This window comes from Roseomonas gilardii subsp. gilardii (assembly GCF_023078375.1).
GTDB lineage: Bacteria > Pseudomonadota > Alphaproteobacteria > Acetobacterales > Acetobacteraceae > Roseomonas > Roseomonas gilardii.
Window position 1 is genome coordinate 342,646 of sequence record NZ_CP095554.1, and the last position, 22,241, is coordinate 364,886.

Sequence of the window (22,241 nt, forward strand, 5' to 3'; positions counted from 1 at the left end):
AAACGTCATGGGAGCGTCACACGCGGTGGCGCGGGGAGAGGCTACATCGCCGCCGCCTGAGATCACAGAATCCGGAGTTCGGATGCGCCGCCTTCTGCTTGCCGCCACCTGCCTGGCCCTTCCCTGTTTGGCAGGTGGCTTTCCGTTCCTGTCGGCGGCGCGGGCCGCGGAGCCGCAGATCACCATCCTGGACGACCAGGACCCGGGCATGCGGCTCGGGACGGTGGGGTTTCCGGGCGGGAAGGTGCTGGAGCTGACGGTGGGGATCGGCTCCGCTGCCTATCGGCGGCCGGGGGATGCGGCGGACATCGTCTATACGATGTCGGACCGGGGGCCGAACTTCACCTGCGAGGAAGGGGTGAAGATCACCGGCCTGCCGGTGGAGAAGCTGTGCCCGCCGGATGCGAAGGGGCGGGTCTATCCGGTGCCGGACTATGCGCCGACGATCTATGGCGTGCGCCTGGACCCGGCGGCGAAGCGCTTCCGGGTGTTCGAGGCGATCGCGATCAAGGGGCAGGACGGGCGGCCGATCACCGGGCTGACGAACCCCCTGCCCGGCCGGACCGAAACGCCGATCGATGCCGAGGGGAAGCGGCTGGACTTCGATCCTTCGGCGCTGGATGCGGAGGGGCTGTTCCGGGCGCCGGACGGGAGCTTCTGGATCGGCGAGGAGAATGCGCCCTCCATCGTGCATATCGGCGCGGATGGGCGGGTGCTGCGGCGCTATGTGCCGGCGGGCGGGAGCAAGGCGGAGCTGGCGGGGGCGCGGTACGAGGTGGCGGACACGCTGCCGGCGATCCTGGCGAAGCGGCAGTCGAACCGGGGGATCGAGAGCCTGACCGGCGTGCCGGATGGCAGCGTGCTCTATGCGATGGTGCAGAACCCGCTGGCGAACCCGGATGCGGCGGCCTTCCGCCAGGCGCGGAACACGCGGCTGCTGCGCTTCGACCCGGCGATGGGGAAGGTGACGGGCGAGTGGGTGTACCAGCTGGAGGACCCGCGCTCCTTCCGGCTGGACCCTTCGGAGAACCAGTCGGCGCCGCGGATCAGCGAGATGACCTGGCTGGGGCCGGACCGGCTGCTGGTGCTGGAGCGCACGGACGGCACGACGAAGCTGTTCGAGGTGCGGCTGAACGACGGCGCCACGGATATCGCGGGCAGCCGGTGGGACGACCCGCAGACGCGGCCGACGCTGGAGCAGAGCAATGATCTGTCGGGCACCGGCATCACGCCGCTGCGCAAGCGGCTGGTGCTGGACACCGCCGACCACAAGGAGCTGCCGGTGAAGCTGGAGGGGATGGCGATCCTGCCGGACGACACGCTGTTGCTGGTGAACGACGACGATTTCGGCATCAGTGGGGAGCGCACGCGGATCGTGCTGGTGCGTGGGCTGGGGCTGGATTTCGGGAAGTAGGGTTCCGGCGCCTGCGGCTCCCCCTGCTCCGGGGCGGTATGGCCGGGACCATCGGGGGGGACGGCCCCCGTGCGGTCTCGATGTACCAAGGCTCGTGGTTGTTGAAGCCAGCGAGCAAAGGGAGCCGTCCGCCGGAAGTCTGATACGGCCGGACCGGACAGTGCCAGCGAATATCCAGGCGCAGAGATGGGCTCCGGCATGCTCATGGCCCCGTCCGGCCGCCCCCGGGGCACGAGGGGAGCGGCCGTTCATCGCGCAGGCTTTGCGTGGAAGGGAGCCGGCGAGAGCGCCGGCCGCTCGCGCGGTCCGGCTGGAGACGGTGGATGCGAGGATGGCGGCCGCGCGTCCGTCGCGTGGGGGAATTCCGCGTGGCCCGCACCGGGATTCGTTCTGGACCCGCAGTTTTTTGTTGCAATTCATTCTTCTTATCATAGACGGCGGTACCGGGGCAGTTCCGCCCCTCCTCGAGCCAACAGGGGCCGCCCCATGTCCTCCATTGCCCTCACCCGGCGTTCCCTTCTGGCCTCGGCGGGCGGCGCCTTGCTGCCCATGGCGGCGCGGGCGACGCCGGACGCGGCGCGGGGGTGGAGATCCGCGACATCGCCGGGCGCAGCGTGCGGCTGGCCGGGCCGGCGCGGCGGATGATCCTGGGCGAAGGGCGGCAGATGTACCTGGTGGCGGCGCTGGAGACCGCCGATCCCTTCGGGCGCGTGGTCGGCTGGCGGGACGATTTCCGCAAGGCGGATCTCGATGGCTACAACGCCTATCGGCAGCGCTATCCGCAGATCGACCGGCTGCCCACCTTCGGCGGGGCCAAGGAAGGCACCTTCGATGTCGAGCAGGCCATCGGGCTGAAGCCCGATGTCGTGGTGATGAACCTGGAATCGAAGCCGGCGACCGATGGGCAGGGGCTGATCGAGAAGCTGGGCGCGGTGGGCATCCCGGTGGTGTTCATCGATTTCCGCGAGCGGCCCTTCGAGCATGCCGAGCGCAGCATCGCCATCATGGGGCAGGTGATGGGGCTGGAGGCGCGGGCGGCGGAGCTGATCGCCTTCCGCCAGACGGAGATGGAGAAGGTGAGCAGCCGCCTCGCCGGCTCCACGGGGCGGCGGCCGCGCGTGATGGTGGAGCGCGCCGCGGGCTATGACGAGACCTGCTGCATGTCCTTCGGCGACGAGAATTTCGGCCGCATGGTCGCGGTGGCGGGGGGCGAGAACATCGCGTCGCGCCTGATCCCGGGCACGTTCGGCGTGATCAACCCGGAGCAGGTGATCGCCGCCGAGCCGGAGGTGGTGGTCGTGACCGGGAGCAACTGGGCGCTCTATGCGCCGGATGGGCAATGGGTGGGCGTCGGCCCCGGCGCCGACCCGGCCCCGGCGCGGGCGAAGCTGGCGCGGCTGATGGAGCGCCCGGCCTATCGCATGCAGGCGGCGGTACGCACCCGGCGGGTGCATGCGATCTGGCACCAGTTCTATGACAGCCCCTATCAGTTCGTGGCGATGCAGGCGCTGGCGAAATGGCTGCATCCGGAGCTCTTCGCCGATCTGGACCCGGATGCGACCTTCCGCGCCTTCCACGAGCGCTTCCTGCCGGTGCCGTACCAGCCGGGCTACTGGGTCTCGCTCTGAGGGGTGTGGCGCTTCGTGGCCGGCCCCGGGGGCAAGGCGCTGCCTCGCCCCCGGACCCCCACACCGCCGGGGACCGAAGCCGGTCCCCGGACCCCAGGCTTTCGTGGGCGCTGGTGGGTGCCGTCCGCCTGACGCCTGATCCCTGGGAGCGGGTGGATCGGCGGGGTTCCCGAAAAGAAGAACATCACCTTGTCCGCGCTGGTGGCACCCGCAGTCGCCGGAGGGCCAAGCCCTCCGGCGTGATCCAGCCGCAGCAGGCGCCAACGAACGGGGTCCAGGGCGCGCAGCGTCCTGGCGGATAAGGGGGGCCGGGAAAGGCGGAGCCTTGTCCCCCCGGGGACTGCGCAACGGCCGGATGCGGGGCGCGGGCGATGGCCAGCGGAGGCCGCCCTTCGTATGAAGGAGCCGGGAAAGCGGCAGGAGGGACGGCATGGCCGGGGTCGATGGGTTTTCCGCGAGGACGCTGCGGGGGAGGAGGTTTCGCTCGCCGGCTATGCGGGGCAGGTGCTGCTGATCGTCAACACCGCGAGCAAATGCGGCTTCACGCCACAGTATGCGGGACTGGAGGCGCTGTACCGGACCTATTCGGGGCGGGGCTTCGCGGTGCTGGGCTTTCCCTGCAACCAGTTCGGCGGGCAGGAGCCGGGCAGCGAGGCGGAGATCGCGGATTTCTGCGCCACCACCTATGACGTCACCTTTCCGGTCTTTGCCAAGGTGGAGGTGAACGGGCCGGGCGCGCATCCGCTGTTCCAGTGGCTCAAGAGCGCGCAGAAGGGCGTGCTGGGCACCGAGGCGATCAAGTGGAACTTCACCAAGTTCCTGGTGGACCGGGAGGGGACGGTGGTGGACCGCTTCGCGCCGACGACGAAGCCCGCCGAACTGGAGAAGCGGATCGAGGCACTGCTGTAGGAAGCCGACGGACGCAGTCTGGTGCGCCGCGTCTTCCTGGTCAGGGGCGTTTCGGCCTGCACGGCGGGGATGCATTGCGCTCTCACAAGACAGTGATGTATTTTGTTTCTATATTGCAATATCTTGTCTGGCTTCCGGTCCCGGCGGTCGGTCCTGTTTCCGGAATGTCCTTCCGGCCCATGGGCACGGGCGGAAACCATCGCGCCGTGCGCGCTCCGTGACCGCTCGCTTCCGCTGTCTCCGGGACGAAACCGTGGGAGCCCGTCCATGAATCCGAACCAGGCCCTTTGGGAGAAGGGCGACTTCACGCACATCGCCGCCGCCACGCGCGAGAGCGGTCAGGCCCTGGTCGAGAGGATCGGGATCACGCGCGGCATGAAGGTGCTCGATCTCGGCTGTGGCGATGGCACGACGGCCCTGCCCGCCGCGCGGCTCGGAGCCGAGGTGACGGGCGTGGACATCTCCCGGCCGCTCGTACGGGCGGCCACCGAGCGGGCGCGGGAGGCGGGGCTGACGAATATCCGCTTCCAGCAGGGCGATGCCTGCGACCTGGACGGCATCCCCGATCATGCCTTCGACCTCGTCATGAGCATCTTCGGCGCGATGTTCGCGCCGAGGCCCTTCGACGTGGCCAGGGCCATGGTCCGCGTGACGCAGCCCGGTGGGCGGATCGTCATGGGGAACTGGATCCCGAACGACCCAACCCTGGTGGCGCAGATCCTGCGGATCAGCGCCGCCTACTCGCCGCCGCCGTCGGAGGGCTTCGTCAGCCCGATGACATGGGGCGTGGAAAGCCATGTGCTGGAACGCTTCGTGGCCGCGGGCGTGCCGGAGGGGAACATCTCCTTCCTCCGGGACCGCTACGCCTTCCGCTACCCCGGTCCGCCAGCGGAGTTCGTGGAGCAGTTCCGGCGCTATTACGGGCCGATCATGAATGCCTTCGAGACCGCGGAACGGAACGGACGGGCGGATGAGCTCCAGCGGGAATTGCAGGCGCTGTTCGAGAGCCAGAACACGGCGCGGGACGGCACCGCCATCACGGCGGCCTTCCTGTGCGTCACGGTGACGGCCCCGGGCTGAGCGGCCGTGGCATGGGGATGCGGATGGCGAGCCTGTTCTTCGTGACGCATCCCGAGGTGGAGGTCGATCCTTCCGTGCCGGTGGCGCGCTGGCGCCTGTCGCCGCAGGGCGTGGCGCGGATGCGGGTTTTCGCCGGGCGAGCGGAGCTGGGTTCGGTCGGGGCGGTCTGGGCGAGCACGGAGGCCAAGTCGATCGAGGCGGCGGGTATCCTGGCGGCGGGGCTCGGGATCGGGGTGCGGGTGTGCCGCGCGCTGGGGGAGAACGACCGCAGCGCCACGGGCTTCCTGCCGCCGGAGGAGTTCGGGCGGGTGGCGGATGCCTTCTTCGCCTGGCCGGAGGAAAGCGTGCGCGGCTGGGAGCGGGCGGTGGATGCGCAGCGGCGCATCCGGGACGCGGTGGGGCGGATCGTGTCGGAGCATGCGGCCGGTGGCACGGGCGAGCTGGCGGTGGTGGCGCATGGGGCGGTGGGAACGCTGCTGCTCTGCGCCCTGGCCGGGAAGGCGATCAGCCGGCGGGAGGACCAGCCTTTCCAGGGGCATTACTGGCGGGCGGAACTGCCGGGGCTGGTGCCGCGGCATGGCTGGCGGGCGATCGCGCCGCGGCGGTGAGGCGTGCCGGCGCCTGTTGCTTGGTACCCGTTGTCCGCGGAGCGGCTTCACGCCGCCGGGCGCATACGCCCTGTGGCGATCTGCTCTAGAGTCTGTCAGATTGTTTCTGAATCGAGAATTGACTTCTGCGACGCGGGGCGGCCGTGATTCAAGATGGCTGCTGGATGGGAGGCCAGCGGCGATGGCTCGAGCCCTTTCCCTGGATTTGCGGATCCGTGTGGCAGCTGCGTTGGCTGGTGGGTCGACGGTTCGAGAAGCGGCGAAACGCTTTGGCGTCTCGGTCGCCAGTGCGGTACGGATTGGTCAACTTGCCCGATCCGGGCATGGTCTGGCGGCCCGCAAGGTGGGGGCAATCGTCGGCCGAGACTGCTGGATGCGACCGAAGCATTGACCAGCCGCCTTGCGGCGAAGTCGGATTGGACCGTGCGGGCACTTGCCGCCGACCTGAAGGCCGGCGGCATCGACGTGTCGCATGACACGGTCTGGCGTTTTATGCGCCGCCAAGGCCTCACCTTCAAAAAAAACTTTGCTGGCAAGCGAGACGGAACGGCCGAGCCTGGCGCGTCTGAGGGCCCGTTGGCGGACCCGTCAACATCGGTTTGATCCGGCCCGCCTGGTCTTCATTGACGAGACATGGGTGAAGACCAACATGACCCGCACACGAGGCTGGAGCCTGCGCGGGGCGCCGCTCCTGGCCAAGGTGCCGCACGGGCACTGGAAGACGCTGACGTTCCTGGCCGGATTGCGGCACGATCGCATCGTCGCCCCCTGCGTCATCGACGGACCGATCAACGGCTTGTCCTTCACAGCATGGGTGCGACAGTTCCTGCTGCCGACCCTCGGGCCGCGAGACATCGTCATCGCCGACAACCTTGGCAGTCATAAGGGAAAACCAGCCCGCGATGCGATCCGGAGCGTCGGTGCCAGGCTGCTCTTCCTGCCGCCCTACAGCCCCGACCTCAACCCGATCGAGATGGTCTTCGCCAAGCTCAAGACCCTCCTGCGAAAGGCCGATGAACGCTCCATCGATGCCACCTGGCGCAAGATCGGCGACTTGCTCTTGACCTTCACCGCCGACGAATGCGCCGCATACCTCCGCCATGCCGGCTATGCTTCTATTTGAACCTGACAGACTCTAGGACACTGGAGGAACATCTTGGCGTCCGCCTTTTCGAGCGCAGTACACGAGGCGTCCGGCTGACCGAAGCCGGTCGCGTTTTCGTTGAACGGGTATCGGTTGGCGTCGATCAACTCGACTATGCGGTGAAAACAGCCGGCATGGCGGCGTCGGGCGAGTGCGGCCGGCTTCGCATCGGCATACATGCCCTGATTCCCCGAAGTTTCCTCGCCGAACTGATTGAGCAATATCGGGAGGTGCATCCCGGTATTGAGGTCGAGATCACCGAAGGTACGGCCCGCGATGCGGTCATGAAGCTTCGTGCCAACCGGCTGGATGTGGCGTTCGTGGCTGGCGCGCCCGAGCTTCCCGACTGCCATACACGACCGATCTGGACCGAACCGCTTGTTGCTGCTTTGCCCGAGCGGCACCCCCTTGCTGCGGAACCGGCCATCACTTGGGCCGATCTGGCGGGCGATACGTTTCTTGTCCGGTATGGCGGCACCGGCCCGCAGGTGCATGACCATATTCTTCTGCGCCTCGCTGGACGCTGGCCCGCACCGTCGATCCAGCGCTTCGACGTGGGGCGCGGCACGTTGCTGTCGATGGTGGGGCAGGGCTTCGGCATCACCATCGTCGGAGCCGCCACGTCGCTGCTGCCGACAACCGGCATCGTCTTCCTGCCGTTCGCCGACGAACCGGAGCCGATCCCGTTCTCGGCAGTCTGGTTGCCGTGCAACCGCAACGCCACTCTGCGCAATATGCTCGCGCTTGCACGCAGGATGAGCCATTCCGGCGATTCGCTTCAATTGGCACGGGAGCAGTAGCGGGACGGACAGGTGCGCTGACGCGAACCGTCCTATTTGCCGCCGATAGTATCCGGCAGCACTCCCGCATCATCTTTGCTGTTGCCTGTCCCGATTTTGCCTACTCTTTGATCGGCTCCGTCACTTTTGCCGATTGGAGCCTGCATTGCGCGGAGGCCGAATCCTTTGGGGTCAGATCACCGTAGTCTTCACCATCGTTCTGGTGATGGTGTGGGCGGCGACGCAATGGACGGCGTTTCGCCTCGGCTTCCAGCCGCAGCTTGGAACGCCATGGTTCGAGGCGGCGGGCTGGCCCGTCTATTATCCGCCCGCGTTCTTCTGGTGGTGGTTCTCTTTCGACGCCTATGCACCCGCGATATTCGTCGAGGGCGGCATAATCGCGGTATCAGGCGGCTTCCTAGCCATTGTGGCCGCCATCCTCATGTCGATCATCCGCGCGCGGGAAGCGCGCAACGTCGCCACCTATGGATCGGCGCGATGGGCCGAAGATCGGGAAATCCGCGCCGCCGGTTTGCTCGGCCTCGATGGGGTGGTCCTCGGCCGATACGACAGGGACTATCTGCGCCATGACGGGCCGGAGCATGTCCTATGCTTCGCACCGACCAGAAGCGGCAAAGGCGTCGGATTGGTGGTGCCGACGCTGCTGACATGGCCCGCATCCGCCATCGTCCACGATATAAAAGGCGAGAACTGGACGCTGACAGCCGGCTTTCGGGCGAAGCACGGCCGCGTCCTGCTGTTCGATCCGACCAATGCCGGATCGTCCGCCTACAACCCGCTGCTGGAGGTCAGACAAGGCGAATGGGAAGTCCGCGACGTTCAGAACATCGCGGATATTCTGGTCGATCCCGAAGGCAGCCTCGACAAGCGCAACCATTGGGAAAAGACTTCCCATTCGCTTCTGGTCGGCGCGATTCTGCATGTTCTCTATGCGGAGAAGGACAAGACGCTGGCGGGCGTCGCCAACTTCCTGTCCGATCCGCGCCGCCCGGTTGAGGCGACCTTGCGCGCCATGATGGACACGCCGCATCTTGGGCCGAGCGGCGTTCATCCCGTCATTGCGTCGTCCGCCCGCGAACTGTTGAACAAATCCGAGAACGAACGGTCGGGCGTGCTTTCCACCGCCATGTCGTTTCTCGGCCTTTACCGCGACCCCGTGGTGGCGCGGGTGACGGCACGATGCGACTGGCGCATTGCCGATCTGGTCGGCAGCCGGCAGCCGGTCACGCTCTACCTTGTCGTGCCGCCGTCCGACATAAACCGCACCAAGCCGCTCATCCGCCTGATCCTCAACCAGATCGGCAGGCGGTTGACCGAGGAATTGACCACTTCGGCCAAACGCCATCGCTTGCTGTTGATGCTGGACGAGTTTCCGGCGCTCGGCCGGCTCGATTTCTTTGAATCGGCGCTCGCCTTCATGGCGGGGTATGGAATCAAAGGCTTCCTGATCGCGCAGAGTCTCAACCAGATCGAGCGCGCCTATGGGCCGAACAACGCGATCCTCGACAACTGCCACGTCCGCGTCAGCTTCGCCACGAACGACGAGCGCACCGCCAAAAGGGTGAGCGACGCGCTCGGCACCGCGACCGAGCTGCGCGATTCCACGAACTATGCCGGGCACCGGCTGGCCCCGTGGCTTGGGCATCTCATGGTGTCGCGGCAGGAGACGGCCCGGCCGCTTCTCACGCCCGGCGAGATCATGCAGCTTCCGCCCACCGATGAAATCGTGATGGTCGCGGGCACGCCGCCGATCCGCGCGACCAAGGCCCGCTATTTCGAGGATTTTCGCTTTCAGGAACGTATCCTGACCCCGCCCGATCTGGCCGCCGCTCCGCTGGCGCCCAGCCCATCCACCGACGACTGGTCCGACCGTGTGGTCGCGGCGGAAAGCCGCTCCGCGACCGACGCCGCAGACGGGACCGAGGGCAATCCGGCCAATGCCGGCATCCGCCGCGAGCCGGGATTGCCAAGCCAAGAGGAAATCGTCGCCCCGCCGCCGTCGCCCGAACAGGAGTTCGAGTTTCTGGACGACGAGCCGGACATTGACGCGGCTAAGGCCCGCGCCATGCGCCAGCGCATGAGGATGGTCGCGCGGCAGGTGGCGCTGAACCCCGATGACGGCATCGAACTTTGAAGGACGGCCCATGACCACACGCACCCGCATGAATGTCTATTTCGACCCCGAATTGCTGAAACAGGTCGAGATGCTGGCGTTGCGCCGGCATGTGTCGAAATCGGCCATCGTCGAGGCCGCCGTCGCTTCCTTCCTGTCCGGCGACGCGGCGGATCGGCTGGAGGCGGCCATGTCGCGCCGCCTGGACAAGATCGGCCGGCAGATCGGCACGCTGGACGAAGATCTCGCCGTCCTCGGCGAGACCCTTTCCCTGTTCGTCCAGTTCTGGCTGACCATGACCCCACCATTGCCGGACAGCGCCAAACAGTCCGCACGCATCAAGGGGAATGAGCGGTTCGAGGGCTTCATGCAGAAGCTTGGCCGCAGGCTGGCGACAGGAGACAGATTCCTCAAGGAACTGTCGCGGGATGTATCCGGCGATGAGGCCCTTGGTTTAGCGGCAGAGCCTCAGACCATTGAACGGAGCACATGAGGCGGATATGCTTGATCGAAGCAGAAGGAGATTTATGCGCAGAGGTTTCTAGTAAGCCGCATTGAGCGGTGTCGTTCGGCACGATGGTTCGCCGACCCTCTTCGCATGTCTTTTCTGCAGGAACATCATGACACAAAATGACGTTATTATCCGGCCGATCAATTTGGCATCGGACACAAGAACGCTGTCAGCCATATGGCTCGAGGCCTCCCTGATCGCGCATCCCTTCATCGGCAGGCAGCTCCTGCTGGAACAGCGGCTGCTGATCGAAGACAAGTATTTGCCCAATTCCGAGACCTTGGTTGCCTGCCAGGGGAACAAGTCGCTCGGTTTCATCAGCCTCCTTGACAAATTCGTCGGCGGCATTTTCGTTGCCCCCGGACAACAGGGAAAGGGCGTTGGACGACAACTGATCGCCTACGCGCTGGAAAGGAAAGGGGAACTGACGCTCGAGGTTTATACGCAGAACGAACAGGCCGTCAGCTTCTATACGAGCCTCGGTTTCAGAGAAGTCTCACGTCGTCCTTACGATGATGAGGGCATGCCGTTCGAGAACGCGCGATTGACGCTGAGCACATGAACTTTGGAGAGGGCGGGCTAACTCCCCGCCCTCTCACCAATGAGCGCGATCTCGCTCGCTACCACGTCTGCCAGCTCATCTGTCGGCTTCTTGCCTTGTAGTCTGAGAACCGGAGCCGTTTGCTGTCGAAGCCAGCGTTCATGTTGAGCGAGGTTCCGCCCGGTGAAGTTGGGATCATCATAGCCTGACGCCCATTTCCGAAACGCCAGATGCGCTCCGTGCATGTCACCGCCGGGAAGGATGCGATCACCGTGGCGCGCTGCCTCGCGCTGGTCGAGACGTTGCAACCTGACGGCCGCAGGCGTGTAGAGAAAGACAATCAGATCAACGTCACGGATCAGGCCCTCTCCCCATCCGATGAAGGAGCCGGTCAATACCCATCCATCGGACGCAGCTTGCTGTTCTGCGATCAGTTTCACGCGATCTTTGGGCGGGCGCTTGACGCTGAACGGCGGGTCGGTCGGCATCCAGTAGAAGTCATCGACATCGATATGTGGAATGTCGAACCGGTTTGACAGGGCCGCACCGAGCGTTGAGACGCCGGAACAGGAAGCTCCCGTTATGTATATTTTCGGCTTGCCGTGCATTCAGATCGATTCCCTTTTCATACCTGCCTTCATATTCATGCGGCTTGACCCGATCAACATAGGCTGCCCCACCCATCCTATTTGCCGCCGATCGCCGCCGATGCCCGCACGCGCGTAAATACTTGTTGAACCGGCCCGATTTCGGTCTTTCTTAATCGACCCCGATCCGGGGATTGCCTGTTGCGCCCCGCCAGAAGCCGGGGCCGACATGATCACCAACCACCACAGACAGGATGCGATTGCACGCGGCGCGCGCATGTTGCGCACCGCGCTCGGGCCGGCAATCGCGCAGCTGCTCGAAGACCCGGCCGTGGTCGAGGTGATGTTGAACCCGGATGGCCGCCTTTGGGTGGACAGGCTGTCCGAAGGGCTTTCCGACACGGGCGAACGGCTGTCCCCCGCCGATGGCGAGCGCATCATCCGGCTGGTCGCGCATCATGTCGGCGCGGAGGTTCACGCCCGCAGTCCGCGCGTCTCGGCCGAACTGCCCGAGAGCGGCGAGCGGTTCGAGGGCCTGCTGCCGCCCGTTGTCGCCGCCCCGACCTTCGCCATCCGCAAACCCGCCGTCGCGGTGTTCACGCTCGACGACTATGTGGCGGCGGGCATCATGTCCGCCGATCAGGCGGAAACGCTACGCGAAGCCGTGGCAGCACGAGCGAACATCCTCGTGGCGGGCGGCACCAGCACCGGCAAGACCACGCTGGCCAACGCGCTGCTCGCCGAGGTGGCGAAAACGCAGGATCGCGTCGTCATCATTGAGGACACGCGCGAGCTGCAATGTGCTGCGCCGAACCTTGTCGCCATGCGAACGAAAGACGGCGTGGCGACGCTTTCCGATCTGGTCCGTTCCTCGCTGCGCCTGCGCCCCGACCGTATCCCCATCGGCGAGGTGCGCGGTTCCGAAGCCCTCGACCTTCTGAAAGCGTGGGGCACCGGCCATCCGGGCGGGATCGGAACCATCCACGCCGGCACCGGCATCGGTGCGCTGCGTCGCCTTGAACAGCTCATCCAAGAGGCTGTCGTCACCGTCCCGCGCGCCCTGATCGCCGAGACTATCGACCTTGTTGCCGTCCTTTCCGGGCGCGGCTCCGCGCGTCGGCTGGCCGAACTTGCCCGCGTCGAAGGTCTCGGCCCGGACGGCGACTACCGCATCAACCCCGCAACCATCAGAACAGGAGACCCTTCATGATCCACACCCTTTCGCGCGGCTATCGCTTCGCCGCGACCGCCGCATCCACCCTTGCCATCAGCATGTTTCTCGCACCGGCTGCCCATGCGTCCGGTTCGTCGATGCCGTGGGAAGCCCCGCTCCAGAGCATTCTCCAGTCCATCGAGGGGCCGGTCGCCAAGATCATCGCCGTCATCATCATCATCGTGACTGGCCTGACTTTGGCCTTCGGCGATACGGGCGGTGGTTTCCGCAAGCTGATCCAGATCGTCTTCGGCCTGTCCATCGCCTTCGCGGCGTCCAGCTTCTTCCTGTCGTTCTTCTCGTTCGGCGGCGGGGCGCTCATCTGATGGCGGGCGGCCTCGAACAACTCGACGCGGTGCCGGGCTTTTCCGTCCCGGTCCACCGGGCGCTGACCGAGCATATCCTGCTCGGCGGCGCACCGCGCGCCATCGCCATCATGAACGGGACGCTCGCCGGGGCTGTCGGCCTCGGCCTGCGCCTCTGGCTGGTCGGCATCGCTATCTGGGCAATCGGCCATTTCGCGGCGGTATGGGCCGCCAAGCGCGATCCCCTCTTTGTCGAGGTCGGGCGGCGGCATCTGCGCATCCCGGCTTTTCTGTCGGTTTGAGGGAGGCGCGTCGATGATGAACCTTGCAGAATACCGCCGCACGGCCACTCGGCTCGCCGATTATCTGCCATGGGCCGCGCTGGTCGGCTCCGGCGTCGTCCTGAACAAGGACGGCAGTTTTCAGAGGACGGCGAAGTTTCGCGGTCCCGATCTGGATTCCGCTGTCGCCGCCGAACTGGTCGCCGTCGCCGGCCGCATCAACAATGCCGTGCGCCGTCTCGGCTCCGGCTGGAGCATCTTCGTCGAGGCGCAGCGCAGCGAGGCCGCGACCTATCCCGACAGCACCTTTCCCGATCCCGCATCGGCGCTGGTCGATGCCGAGCGCAAGGCCGGTTTCGAGGAAGCAGGCACGCATTTCGTGTCGGGCTACTTCCTGACCTTCCTCTATCTGCCCCCGGCCGAGGAAGCCGCCCGCGCTGAAACATGGCTCTACGAGGGCCGCGAGAAAACGGGTGTGGACCCCTGGGAGCTGCTGCGCGGCTTCATCGACCGCACCGACCGCGTGCTGGCTTTGCTCGACGGCTTCATGCCCGAGTGCCGCTGGATGGATGACGGCGCGACGCTGACCTATCTCCATTCCACCATCTCGACCAACCGGCATCGCGTGCGCGTGCCCGAGGTGCCGATGCACCTTGACGCGCTGTTGGCCGACCAGCCCTTGACCGGCGGGCTGGAGCCGCGCTTGGGCGACCAGCATCTCCGCGTCCTGATCATCGTGGGATTTCCCACCGCGACAACGCCGGGCCTGCTCGACGAGATGAATCGGCTGCCGTTTCCGTATCGCTGGAGCACGCGCGCGATCCTGCTCGACAAGACCGACGCCACGCGGCTGCTCACCAAGATCAGGCGGCAATGGTTCACCAGGCGCAAGAGCATCGCCGCGATCCTCAAGGAAGTGATGACGAACGAGGCGTCCGCCCTCGTGGACACCGACGCCGCGAACAAGGCGCTCGATGCCGACATGGCGTTGCAGGAACTCGGCGCGGATATGGCGGGCATGGCCTATGTCACGGCGACCGTCACCGTATGGGATGCCGACCCGCGCCTAGCCGACGAGAAGCTGCGCCTCGTCGAGAAGATCGTTCAGGGCCGCGACTTCACCGCCATGCCCGAGAGCGTCAACGCGGTTGACGCATGGCTCGGCAGCCTGCCCGGACATGCCTACGCGAATGTCCGACAGCCGCCCATCAGCACATTGAATCTCGCCCACATGATCCCGCTTTCAGCGGTGTGGGCGGGGCCGGAACGGGACGAGCATTTCGGCGACGCTCCATTGCTTTACGCCAGGACCGAAGGCTCAACCCCGTTCCGGTTATCCCTCCATGTCGGCGACGTAGGCCATACCCTTGTCGTCGGCCCCACGGGTGCGGGCAAATCCGTGCTGCTGGCCCTTATGGCCTTGCAATTCCGACGCTACGCGGGATCGCAGGTCTTCGCCTTCGACTTCGGCGGTTCGATCCGCGCCGCGTCGCTCGCCATGGGCGGCGACTGGCACGACCTCGGCGGCGGGCTGACAGAAGGGGCAGATAGCGCCGTCTCGCTCCAGCCGCTTGCCCGCATCCACGACACCTATGAACGCGCATGGGCGGCGGACTGGATCGCCGCCATCCTCATGCGCGAAGGCATCGCCATCACCCCCGAGGTGAAGGAATATCTTTGGACGGCGCTGACTTCGCTGACTTCCGCGCCGGTCGAGGAACGCACCATCACCGGCCTTGCCGTGCTGCTCCAGTCGAACGACTTGAAGCAAGCATTGCGCCCGTTCTGCGTCGGCGGTGCCTATGGCCGGCTGCTCGACGCCGAGGCTGAACATCTCGGCTCGGCCGATGTGCAAGCCTTCGAGATCGAGGGCCTTGTCGGGACCGGCGCGGCCCCGGCCGTGTTGTCCTACCTATTCCACCGCATCGGCGACCGGCTCGACGGACGCCCCACACTGCTCATCATCGACGAGGGCTGGCTTGCGCTGGACGACGAGGGTTTCGCCGGCCAGCTCCGCGAACGGCTGAAAACGCTGCGCAAGAAAAACGCCAGCGTCATCTTCGCCACGCAAAGCCTGTCCGACATTGACGGCAGCAACATCGCGCCCGCCATCATCGAAAGCTGCCCGACGCGGCTCCTGCTGCCGAACGAGCGCGCCATCGAACCGCAGATCACGGCCATCTATCGCCGCTTCGGCCTCAATGACCGCCAGATCGAAATCCTCGCAAGGGCCACGCCCAAACGGGATTACTACTGCCAAAGCCGCAGGGGCAATCGCCTGTTCGAGCTCGGTCTGTCGGAAGTCGGCCTCGCCCTATGCGCGGCATCCGCCAAATCCGACCAGACGCTCATTGCGCAGATCGTCACTGAGGCCGGCCGCGACGGCTTCCTCGCCGCATGGCTACGGACGCGCGGCGTCGATTGGGCGGCCGACCTGATCCCCAACCTCACCAATCTCATCCCCCAGCCTGAAAAGGAGCCCATACGATGATTATCCGCTTCCCGAACCCTCGCGCCGCTCTGATCGCGGCGGCGGTTCTCGCCGCACCCGTCGCGCTTTCGCCCATGCTGGCAAGCCCGGCCCATGCGCAATTCGGTTTCGGCCGCATCGTCTATGACCCGTCCAACTATGCGCAGAACGTGCTTACGGCCGCACGCACGCTGGAGCAGATCAACAATCAGATTCAGAGCCTCCAGAACGAGGCGCAGATGCTCATCAATCAGGCACGCAATCTGGCGAGCCTGCCGTATTCCTCGCTCCAGCAGCTTCAGCAGAACGTGCAGCGCACGCAGCAGCTTCTCGGCCAAGCGCAGAATATCGCGTTCGAGGTCGGGCAGATCGACCAGGCGTTCCAGCAGAAATACGGCAACGTCTCGCTTTCGGCGACAGACGCCCAGCTTGTCGCCGATGCGCGCAGCCGGTGGGAGAACACGGTCGGCGGCTTGCAGGACGCCATGCGCGTGCAGGCGGGCGCGGTCGGCAACATCGACGCCAACCGCGCCGAGATGTCCGCGCTTGTCGGCCAGAGCCAGGGCGCCACCGGCGCATTGCAGGCCACGCAGGCCGGCAACCAGCTTCTCGCCCTCCAGTCGCAACAGCTTTCCGATCTCATCGCGCTGATGTCGGCCAATGGCCGGTCGGAGGCGCTGATCGAAGCCGAACGCGCCACCGCCGCCGAGCAGGGCCGCGTCCAACGTGAGCGCTTCCTGACGCCCGGCAGCGGCTACCAGCCGGGTAACGCGCAGATGTTCGGCAACGGCAACAATTAAACGACGGGAGGGGCGCGACATGGACGGCAAGGTGCTCGCCCGGCTGGGCGCGATCATATTCGTGGCCATCGCGATTACCGCCACGGTGATCGAGATGACCCGCAAGGACGAACCTGAAGCGGTCACGACCGCGCCGCAGCTCCAGCCTTCCGCCGATCCGCTGCGCCAGAGCCTGCGCCGTTGCCAGCGGCTTGGCGAGGCGGCCGCGAGCGATCCCGGCTGCCTCTCTACTTGGGCCGAGAACCGCGACCGCTTTCTCGGCCGGACGCCGGTGCCCGCCGCCCCGCACCAGAACGGGGGACAGTGATCCATGGGCGGCACCGGCGTCATCGACAATTTCCTTGGGGTCTTCACGTCCTACATCGACAGCGGATTCGGTCTGCTCGGCGGTGAAGTGGCCTTCATCGCCACCACCTTGATCGTCATCGACGTAACGCTGGCCGCGCTGTTCTGGAGCTGGGGCGCCGACGACGACATCATCGCCCGCCTGGTCAAGAAGACCCTTTTCGTTGGAGCCTTCGCCTACATCATCGGCAACTGGAACAATCTGGCGAAGATCGTCTTCGAGAGCTTCGCCGGCCTCGGCCTGAAAGCCTCCGGCACCAGCTTTTCCGCCGCCGACCTGATGCGGCCCGGCCGTGTGGCCCAGACCGGCCTCGACGCCGGCCGTCCGCTGCTCGACTCCATCTCAGACCTGATGGGCTATTGGAGCTTCTTCGAGAATTTCATCCAGATCGCGTGCTTATTGTTCGCTTGGGCGCTGGTTCTGCTCGCCTTCTTCATCCTCGCCGTCCAGCTCTTCGTCACCCTCATCGAGTTCAAACTGACCACCTTGGCGGGGTTCGTTTTGATCCCGTTCGGCCTGTTCGGGAAGACGGCGTTCATGGCCGAGCGCGTCCTGGGCAACGTCATCAGCTCCGGCATCAAGGTGCTGGTGCTCGCCGTCATCATCGGCATCGGCTCGACGCTGTTTTCGCAATTTACCGCAGGCTTCGGCGGTGCGACGCCGACCATCGACGACGCCATGGCGATCGTGCTGGCCGCGCTCTCGCTGCTCGGCCTCGGCATCTTCGGCCCTGGCATCGCTTCCGGTCTCGTCTCAGGCGGCCCGCAGCTTGGCGCTGGCGCAGCCGTTGGCACTGGTCTCGCGGTTGGCGGCGCAGCCCTTGCCGCAGGCGGGGCAGCAGGTCTCGCCGTAAAGGGGGCGCCGCCGCCCTGTCCGGTGGAGCCGCGGCTGTTCGCGGCGGCGCGGCCACGGCAGGCGCGGCCTCGGCCGCCTACAGCATGGGTTCGCTCGGCCAGTCGGGTGCGGCGGGCGTCGCGTCCGGCCTCGGCGGTGTCGCCCGCGCCGCAGGCTCCGCCGCTGCCTCTCCCTTGAAGCGCGCTGCCTCCAAGGCATCCGAAAGCGTCAAATCCAGCTTCTCCGATGGCGCGCGCCGCCTTCGGCGTGACTGGCGGAACATCCACCGCCGGCACGGCGGGCGGTGGCGCCCCCGAAGCCGCAGCCGCGCCGTCTTCCCCGGCCGGCAGTCCCCCCGGCTGGGCGCGGCGCATGCAGCGTTCGCAAGCCGTGAACCATGGCGTCACCATGGCCGCCCATGCGGTGCGCTCCGGCGACGGTCACGGCGGCGGCTCTTCCATCAACCTTTCCGAAAGTGAGCGCTCATGAGCATCTTCAAACGACCAACGACCCATTACGGCAAGACGCCGGAACCCGAGACGCCTTATCAGCGCGCTGCGCAAGTGTGGGACGAGCGTATCGGCTCGGCCCGCGTGCAGGCGAAGAACTGGCGGCTCATGGCCTTCGGCTCACTGATCCTGTCGGCCGGCTTCGCGTCCGCTCTTGTCTGGCAATCGGCGCGCGGAACCGTGGTGCCCTGGGTGGTGCAAGTGGACAATCTCGGTCAGGCGCAGACCGTCGCGCCTGCCAATGCCGACTATCGCCCGACCGATCCGCAGATCGCTTTCCATCTCGGCCGCTTCATCGAGCAGGTCCGCGCGATCCCGGCCGACGCCATCATTGTCCACCAGAACTGGCTTCGCGCCTATGAGTGGACCACGGATCGCGGCGCGGCGGCATTGAATGACTACGCCCGCGCCAATGACCCCTTCGCCAAGGTCGGCCGCCAGCAGGTCGCCGTCGAGGTGTCGAGCGTCATTCGGGCGTCCCCAAACAGTTTCCGCGTGGCGTGGACGGAACGCCATTTCGAGAACGGACAGCTTTCCACCACGGAACGATGGACGGCCATTCTCACCATCGTCATCCAGCCGCCGCGCGACGCCGAGAGCCTGCGCGCCAATCCGCTCGGCATCTACGTCAACGCAATTTCGTGGTCGCGGGAGATGAGCCAATGAGGACGATCACCCGCACCCCGATAATCGCGGCTGTGCTGGTGTCAGTCACCATGCTCGCAGGCTGCGCCACCAACCGGACGCCGCAATTCAGCTATGACGACAGCGTGCCGCCGCTGCCGACAGTGCAGGCGGCCGTCACCAACGACACGCCTCGGCCGTTGCATGTGCCCCCGGCATGGACCGTGGCGCGCGGCGGTGAAGCTGCCGGCACGCCGACCGGCCGCGTCGAGAACGCCAACGCAGCCGCCCGCGTCGAGCCGCGCCGGGAAGGCTACTACAACGCCATCCAGATTTATCCGTGGTCGGAAGGCGCGCTCTATCAGGTCTATGCCGCAGTCGGGCAGATCACCACCATTGCGCTGGAGCCGGGCGAAAGCCTGACAGGCGCGGGGCCGATCGCGGCCGGCGATACGACAAGGTGGATTATCGGCGACACCGAGAGCGGCAGCGGCGCAAACCGCCGTGTCCATATCCTCGCGAAGCCGACACGGCCGGACATCTCGACGAACCTCGTCGTCACCACCGACAGGCGCATTTACATGATCGAGCTGCACGCGCGCGACGCGCTCTACATGCCGGCCGTGGCATGGGCCTATCCCGCACCGCCTGCCGGCCAGCGCCAGACGGTTCCGACCGCGCCGGTCATCCCGGCCGAAGCCGCCCGGAACTATCGCTATGGGTTGCAGGTGCAGGGCGACAACCCGCCATGGCGGCCGATTTCCGTCTTCGACGATGGCAGGCGCGTCTATGTCGTCTTCCCGGCCGGGATCGTGCAGGGCGAGATGCCGCCGATCTTCGTGCTCGGATCGAACGGCGAGCCGCAGATCGTCAATTCCCGCATCCACCAGAACGTCCTGATCGTGGACCGTCTGTTCGCCGCGGCCGAGCTGCGCCTTGGCAGCGGCAACCGCCAGCAGGTCGTCAGGATCGTCCGCATCAACCCGACGCAGGCCGCCGCCACGCAGCCCGCCAGCGCGACCGGAGACTCCCCGTCATGAGAGACAACACCATCACCGACACCGCCGCACCTATGCGGCTGCGCGCTGAGCCGCCCCGCGTAACCCGTCTGTCCCGCAAGATGCTGGCAGGCGTCGGAGCCGTCGCGCTTCTCGGCATAGGCGGCGCGCTAATCTATGCGCTCCAGACCCGCGATGCAGGGCCGGGCGGCGACGAACTCTATTCGACCGAGAACCGCCCCACGGCGGACGGCTTGTCCGGCCTGCCGCGCGACTACAGCGGGCCGGTGCTCGGCCCCGCGCTGCCGGGCGACCTCGGCCGCCCGATCCTCGACGCGCAGAATCGGGGACAGCCGGTCGCGCCGCCCGTCATGACGACGCCCGCCGTCGATCCCGAAGAACAGCGCTGTCTCGCCGAGGCAGAAGCCGCGCGGCTTAGCAACGTCTTTTTCCAGGCTAGAGTCTGTCAGGTTCAAATAGAAGCATAGCCGGCATGGCGGAGGTATGCGGCGCATTCGTCGGCGGTGAAGGTCAAGAGCAAGTCGCCGATCTTGCGCCAGGTGGCATCGATGGAGCGTTCATCGGCCTTTCGCAGGAGGGTCTTGAGCTTGGCGAAGACCATCTCGATCGGGTTGAGGTCGGGGCTGTAGGGCGGCAGGAAGAGCAGCCTGGCACCGACGCTCCGGATCGCATCGCGGGCTGGTTTTCCCTTATGACTGCCAAGGTTGTCGGCGATGACGATGTCTCGCGGCCCGAGGGTCGGCAGCAGGAACTGTCGCACCCATGCTGTGAAGGACAAGCCGTTGATCGGTCCGTCGATGACGCAGGGGGCGACGATGCGATCGTGCCGCAATCCGGCCAGGAACGTCAGCGTCTTCCAGTGCCCGTGCGGCACCTTGGCCAGGAGCGGCGCCCCGCGCAGGCTCCAGCCTCGTGTGCGGGTCATGTTGGTCTTCACCCATGTCTCGTCAATGAAGACCAGGCGGGCCGGATCAAACCGATGTTGACGGGTCCGCCAACGGGCCCTCAGACGCGCCAGGCTCGGCCGTTCCGTCTCGCTTGCCAGCAAAGTTTTTTTGAAGGTGAGGCCTTGGCGGCGCATAAAACGCCAGACCGTGTCATGCGACACGTCGATGCCGCCGGCCTTCAGGTCGGCGGCAAGTGCCCGCACGGTCCAATCCGACTTCGCCGCAAGGCGGCTGGTCAATGCTTCGGTCGCATCCAGCAGTCTCGGCCGACGATTGCCCCCCACCTTGCGGGCCGCCAGACCATGCCCGGATCGGGCAAGTTGACCAATCCGTACCGCACTGGCGACCGAGACGCCAAAGCGTTTCGCCGCTTCTCGAACCGTCGACCCACCAGCCAACGCAGCTGCCACACGGATCCGCAAATCCAGGGAAAGGGCTCGAGCCATCGCCGCTGGCCTCCCATCCAGCAGCCATCTTGAATCACGGCCGCCCCGCGTCGCAGAAGTCAATTCTCGATTCAGAAACAATCTGACAGACTCTAACACCGCGTTGAGCGCGGCTTCGGTGCGCAGGATGGCGCGGCCGATGGCTTCGGGGATTTGCGGGAGAACGGCGTCGCCGAAGGCTTCGACGATCAGGCTGGCCGCAGAAGTCCCTTTGCGACTGCCGAGCGCAATGCGCGTGTCAGCCACCCAGGCGGAAAGCCCATCATCCAGCCGTAGGTGATCGGCAAGGCCGCCGTTCCAGTCAGCCCATGGCTGCGCAGCATCGCCGCCAGCGCCCGCGCTCCCGCCCATTTGTCCGGAGCCCGGTCCGTCATCGGGTCGGGGAGCCCGTGGCGCATGTCCAGGGCTACCCGCCTAAAGGCCACGGGGCCGTTTCGTGACGGTTTCGAACTCCCCGATCACCAGGGTGACAAGGATGGTTTGCGGGGGCGCACCGCGGACACCATCCAGGGAAACAGGGAGACGAACCGATGCGTGTGAGGCCGGAACTCGATCCCGATGTCGACGACGAAGCCCCGACTGGCCCCGACATCACCATCTACGACGAAGAGCATTTCGTGACCTATCTGCGCCTGCTCGACGCGGACGCGGAAGGTGCCGACTGGACCGAAGTGGCACGGATCGTTCTGCATCGAGATCCCACCACCGATCCGGCGCGCACGCGGCATTGTTGGGAAAGCCATCTGGCCCGCGCAAAGTGGATGACGAAGACCGGCTATCGCCGGATTCTGGAACAGGCGGTCGAGGAACAGACCCGACTCAATCGGCATTGACGCGGGCTCGATGGCCGTGCCGATTACTTCTCTACGCTGAACATCTCGCGGAAAAGTCGCTCCGACCGTGTAATCCCTTCGTCTGTGAGCCAGACGGATTTTGCCTTGTTGACCGGATCGCCGATGAAGCCTTTCTCGTGCAGCCGGTTCATCGCGCTCCAGTCGAATCCCTTCCATGCACGGCCGTCACGGTCGAGCGTCAGGTAGAGCAGCGCGAGAATCGCATCGTCGATCTTGTCCTTGTCGATCTCCATGGCGCGATGTCCTCCCGATTACGGA

General features: G+C 66.0%; 22 protein-coding genes and 2 pseudogenes. 21 read left to right on the forward strand and 3 right to left on the reverse strand.

Translation table 11 applies throughout. The features are described 5' to 3' along the window. Window positions 1-82: 82 nt before the first annotated feature. The 10 genes and pseudogenes from MVG78_RS01595 (at window position 83) to MVG78_RS01640 (ending at window position 10,769) form a co-directional block, all read left to right on the forward strand. Window positions 83-1,414, forward strand: a complete 1,332-nt coding sequence (locus MVG78_RS01595; RefSeq protein ID WP_247557662.1) for an esterase-like activity of phytase family protein — start codon at window positions 83-85, stop codon at window positions 1,412-1,414. 584 nt (window positions 1,415-1,998) lie between these two features. Next, entirely contained in the window at window positions 1,999-3,042 is a 1,044-nt protein-coding gene (locus MVG78_RS01600) for an ABC transporter substrate-binding protein (protein ID WP_247557664.1), read from the forward strand. 396 nt (window positions 3,043-3,438) lie between these two features. After that, entirely contained in the window at window positions 3,439-3,951 is a 513-nt protein-coding gene (locus MVG78_RS01605) for a glutathione peroxidase (RefSeq protein WP_247557666.1), read from the forward strand. Window positions 3,952-4,218: 267 nt separating this feature from the next. Further along, the gene (locus tag MVG78_RS01610) at window positions 4,219-5,031 is read left to right on the forward strand and encodes a class I SAM-dependent methyltransferase (protein ID WP_247557668.1); all 813 of its coding nucleotides are present in this window, start codon (window positions 4,219-4,221) and stop codon (window positions 5,029-5,031) included. 23 nt (window positions 5,032-5,054) lie between these two features. Continuing rightward, window positions 5,055-5,639: a histidine phosphatase family protein gene (locus MVG78_RS01615; RefSeq protein ID WP_247557670.1), complete on the forward strand. Its 585-nt coding sequence runs from the start codon at window positions 5,055-5,057 to the stop codon at window positions 5,637-5,639. A gap of 181 nt (window positions 5,640-5,820) precedes the next feature. Continuing rightward, window positions 5,821-6,762 (forward strand): annotated as a pseudogene (locus tag MVG78_RS01620) (IS630 family transposase). Further along, complete coding sequence (locus tag MVG78_RS01625; protein ID WP_247557672.1) at window positions 6,759-7,583, forward strand: LysR family transcriptional regulator; 825 nt, start codon at window positions 6,759-6,761, stop codon at window positions 7,581-7,583. The pseudogene MVG78_RS01620 and the gene MVG78_RS01625 overlap by 4 nt, the downstream one beginning before the upstream one ends. A 205-nt stretch (window positions 7,584-7,788) precedes the next feature. Next, a complete protein-coding gene (locus MVG78_RS01630) occupies window positions 7,789-9,717 on the forward strand; it encodes a conjugal transfer protein TraG (RefSeq protein ID WP_428480791.1) in 1,929 nt (642 codons plus the stop codon). A 10-nt stretch (window positions 9,718-9,727) separates the two neighbouring features. Then, window positions 9,728-10,189: a ribbon-helix-helix domain-containing protein gene (locus MVG78_RS01635; protein ID WP_247557676.1), complete on the forward strand. Its 462-nt coding sequence runs from the start codon at window positions 9,728-9,730 to the stop codon at window positions 10,187-10,189. 127 nt (window positions 10,190-10,316) lie between these two features. Beyond that, window positions 10,317-10,769 (forward strand): GNAT family N-acetyltransferase, encoded by a 453-nt coding sequence (locus MVG78_RS01640; protein ID WP_247557678.1) that lies wholly within the window; start codon window positions 10,317-10,319, stop codon window positions 10,767-10,769. A gap of 17 nt (window positions 10,770-10,786) precedes the next feature. Here the strand turns inward: MVG78_RS01640 and MVG78_RS01645 are convergent, their stop codons facing one another. After that, complete coding sequence (locus MVG78_RS01645) at window positions 10,787-11,356, reverse strand: ATP-binding protein (protein ID WP_247557680.1); 570 nt, start codon at window positions 11,354-11,356, stop codon at window positions 10,787-10,789. 208 nt (window positions 11,357-11,564) lie between these two features. Here MVG78_RS01645 and trbB point away from each other — a divergent pair, with 208 nt between their 5' ends. The 10 genes and pseudogenes from trbB (at window position 11,565) to MVG78_RS01695 (ending at window position 20,203) form a co-directional block, all read left to right on the forward strand. Further along, entirely contained in the window at window positions 11,565-12,545 is a 981-nt protein-coding gene (trbB, locus tag MVG78_RS01650; protein WP_247557682.1) for a P-type conjugative transfer ATPase TrbB, read from the forward strand. After that, entirely contained in the window at window positions 12,542-12,874 is a 333-nt protein-coding gene (locus tag MVG78_RS01655; RefSeq protein ID WP_247557684.1) for a TrbC/VirB2 family type IV secretion system protein, read from the forward strand. Before trbB ends, MVG78_RS01655 begins: the two co-directional genes overlap by 4 nt. Further along, on the forward strand, window positions 12,874-13,155 hold the full coding sequence (locus tag MVG78_RS01660) for a VirB3 family type IV secretion system protein (protein WP_100652151.1): 282 nt from the start codon (window positions 12,874-12,876) through the stop codon (window positions 13,153-13,155). The genes MVG78_RS01655 and MVG78_RS01660 overlap by 1 nt, the downstream gene beginning before the upstream one ends. Before the next feature lie 13 nt (window positions 13,156-13,168). Next, the gene (trbE, locus tag MVG78_RS01665; RefSeq protein WP_247557686.1) at window positions 13,169-15,625 is read left to right on the forward strand and encodes a conjugal transfer protein TrbE; all 2,457 of its coding nucleotides are present in this window, start codon (window positions 13,169-13,171) and stop codon (window positions 15,623-15,625) included. Beyond that, window positions 15,622-16,404, forward strand: a complete 783-nt coding sequence (trbJ, locus tag MVG78_RS01670; protein WP_247557688.1) for a P-type conjugative transfer protein TrbJ — start codon at window positions 15,622-15,624, stop codon at window positions 16,402-16,404. Before trbE ends, trbJ begins: the two co-directional genes overlap by 4 nt. Window positions 16,405-16,423: 19 nt before the next feature. Further along, window positions 16,424-16,711, forward strand: coding sequence for a putative entry exclusion protein TrbK-alt (gene trbK-alt / locus MVG78_RS01675; protein ID WP_247557690.1), 288 nt, complete (start codon window positions 16,424-16,426; stop codon window positions 16,709-16,711). 3 nt (window positions 16,712-16,714) lie between these two features. Next, window positions 16,715-18,073 (forward strand): annotated as a pseudogene (gene trbL, locus MVG78_RS01680) (P-type conjugative transfer protein TrbL). A 2-nt stretch (window positions 18,074-18,075) separates the two neighbouring features. Beyond that, window positions 18,076-18,759 carry a conjugal transfer protein TrbF gene (trbF, locus tag MVG78_RS01685; RefSeq protein WP_428480793.1) on the forward strand — a complete coding sequence of 228 codons (684 nt, stop codon included), beginning with the start codon at window positions 18,076-18,078 and terminating at the stop codon, window positions 18,757-18,759. Further along, window positions 18,756-19,757, forward strand: coding sequence for a P-type conjugative transfer protein TrbG (gene trbG / locus MVG78_RS01690; RefSeq protein WP_247557694.1), 1,002 nt, complete (start codon window positions 18,756-18,758; stop codon window positions 19,755-19,757). Before trbF ends, trbG begins: the two co-directional genes overlap by 4 nt. Then, window positions 19,754-20,203: a TraB/TrbI/VirB10 family type IV secretion system protein gene (locus MVG78_RS01695; protein ID WP_428480726.1), complete on the forward strand. Its 450-nt coding sequence runs from the start codon at window positions 19,754-19,756 to the stop codon at window positions 20,201-20,203. Before trbG ends, MVG78_RS01695 begins: the two co-directional genes overlap by 4 nt. Here the strand turns inward: MVG78_RS01695 and MVG78_RS01700 are convergent. Next, window positions 20,188-21,129: an IS630 family transposase gene (locus MVG78_RS01700; protein WP_247558396.1), complete on the reverse strand. Its 942-nt coding sequence runs from the start codon at window positions 21,127-21,129 to the stop codon at window positions 20,188-20,190. The genes MVG78_RS01695 and MVG78_RS01700 overlap by 16 nt on opposite strands. Before the next feature lie 530 nt (window positions 21,130-21,659). On the opposite strand from MVG78_RS01700, the gene MVG78_RS01705 reads away from it, so the two are divergent. Further along, window positions 21,660-21,962: a DNA -binding domain-containing protein gene (locus tag MVG78_RS01705; RefSeq protein WP_247557696.1), complete on the forward strand. Its 303-nt coding sequence runs from the start codon at window positions 21,660-21,662 to the stop codon at window positions 21,960-21,962. Window positions 21,963-21,985: 23 nt separating this feature from the next. Here the strand turns inward: MVG78_RS01705 and MVG78_RS01710 are convergent, their stop codons facing one another. Next, on the reverse strand, window positions 21,986-22,216 hold the full coding sequence (locus MVG78_RS01710; protein WP_247557698.1) for a DUF6429 family protein: 231 nt from the start codon (window positions 22,214-22,216) through the stop codon (window positions 21,986-21,988). Window positions 22,217-22,241: the final 25 nt, after the last annotated feature.

What these genes read in the sequence shown, in the direction of transcription:
- trbJ (WP_247557688.1), top strand. Translation starts at nt 15,622, where the DNA reads ATGATTATCCGCTTCCCGAACCCTCGCGCCGCTCTGATCGCGGCGGCG.
- MVG78_RS01610 (WP_247557668.1), top strand. Translation starts at nt 4,219, where the DNA reads ATGAATCCGAACCAGGCCCTTTGGGAGAAGGGCGACTTCACGCACATC.
- trbK-alt (WP_247557690.1), top strand. Translation starts at nt 16,424, where the DNA reads ATGGACGGCAAGGTGCTCGCCCGGCTGGGCGCGATCATATTCGTGGCC.
- MVG78_RS01615 (WP_247557670.1), top strand. Translation starts at nt 5,055, where the DNA reads ATGGCGAGCCTGTTCTTCGTGACGCATCCCGAGGTGGAGGTCGATCCT.
- trbG (WP_247557694.1), top strand. Translation starts at nt 18,756, where the DNA reads ATGAGGACGATCACCCGCACCCCGATAATCGCGGCTGTGCTGGTGTCA.
- MVG78_RS01630 (WP_428480791.1), top strand. Translation starts at nt 7,789, where the DNA reads ATGGTGTGGGCGGCGACGCAATGGACGGCGTTTCGCCTCGGCTTCCAG.
- MVG78_RS01700 (WP_247558396.1), bottom strand. Translation starts at nt 21,129, where the DNA reads ATGGCTCGAGCCCTTTCCCTGGATTTGCGGATCCGTGTGGCAGCTGCG.
- trbB (WP_247557682.1), top strand. Translation starts at nt 11,565, where the DNA reads ATGATCACCAACCACCACAGACAGGATGCGATTGCACGCGGCGCGCGC.
- MVG78_RS01595 (WP_247557662.1), top strand. Translation starts at nt 83, where the DNA reads ATGCGCCGCCTTCTGCTTGCCGCCACCTGCCTGGCCCTTCCCTGTTTG.
- MVG78_RS01655 (WP_247557684.1), top strand. Translation starts at nt 12,542, where the DNA reads ATGATCCACACCCTTTCGCGCGGCTATCGCTTCGCCGCGACCGCCGCA.
- MVG78_RS01660 (WP_100652151.1), top strand. Translation starts at nt 12,874, where the DNA reads ATGGCGGGCGGCCTCGAACAACTCGACGCGGTGCCGGGCTTTTCCGTC.
- MVG78_RS01710 (WP_247557698.1), bottom strand. Translation starts at nt 22,216, where the DNA reads ATGGAGATCGACAAGGACAAGATCGACGATGCGATTCTCGCGCTGCTC.
- MVG78_RS01645 (WP_247557680.1), bottom strand. Translation starts at nt 11,356, where the DNA reads ATGCACGGCAAGCCGAAAATATACATAACGGGAGCTTCCTGTTCCGGC.
- MVG78_RS01605 (WP_247557666.1), top strand. Translation starts at nt 3,439, where the DNA reads ATGAAGGAGCCGGGAAAGCGGCAGGAGGGACGGCATGGCCGGGGTCGA.
- MVG78_RS01635 (WP_247557676.1), top strand. Translation starts at nt 9,728, where the DNA reads ATGACCACACGCACCCGCATGAATGTCTATTTCGACCCCGAATTGCTG.
- MVG78_RS01705 (WP_247557696.1), top strand. Translation starts at nt 21,660, where the DNA reads ATGCGTGTGAGGCCGGAACTCGATCCCGATGTCGACGACGAAGCCCCG.
- MVG78_RS01640 (WP_247557678.1), top strand. Translation starts at nt 10,317, where the DNA reads ATGACACAAAATGACGTTATTATCCGGCCGATCAATTTGGCATCGGAC.
- trbE (WP_247557686.1), top strand. Translation starts at nt 13,169, where the DNA reads ATGATGAACCTTGCAGAATACCGCCGCACGGCCACTCGGCTCGCCGAT.
- MVG78_RS01695 (WP_428480726.1), top strand. Translation starts at nt 19,754, where the DNA reads ATGAGAGACAACACCATCACCGACACCGCCGCACCTATGCGGCTGCGC.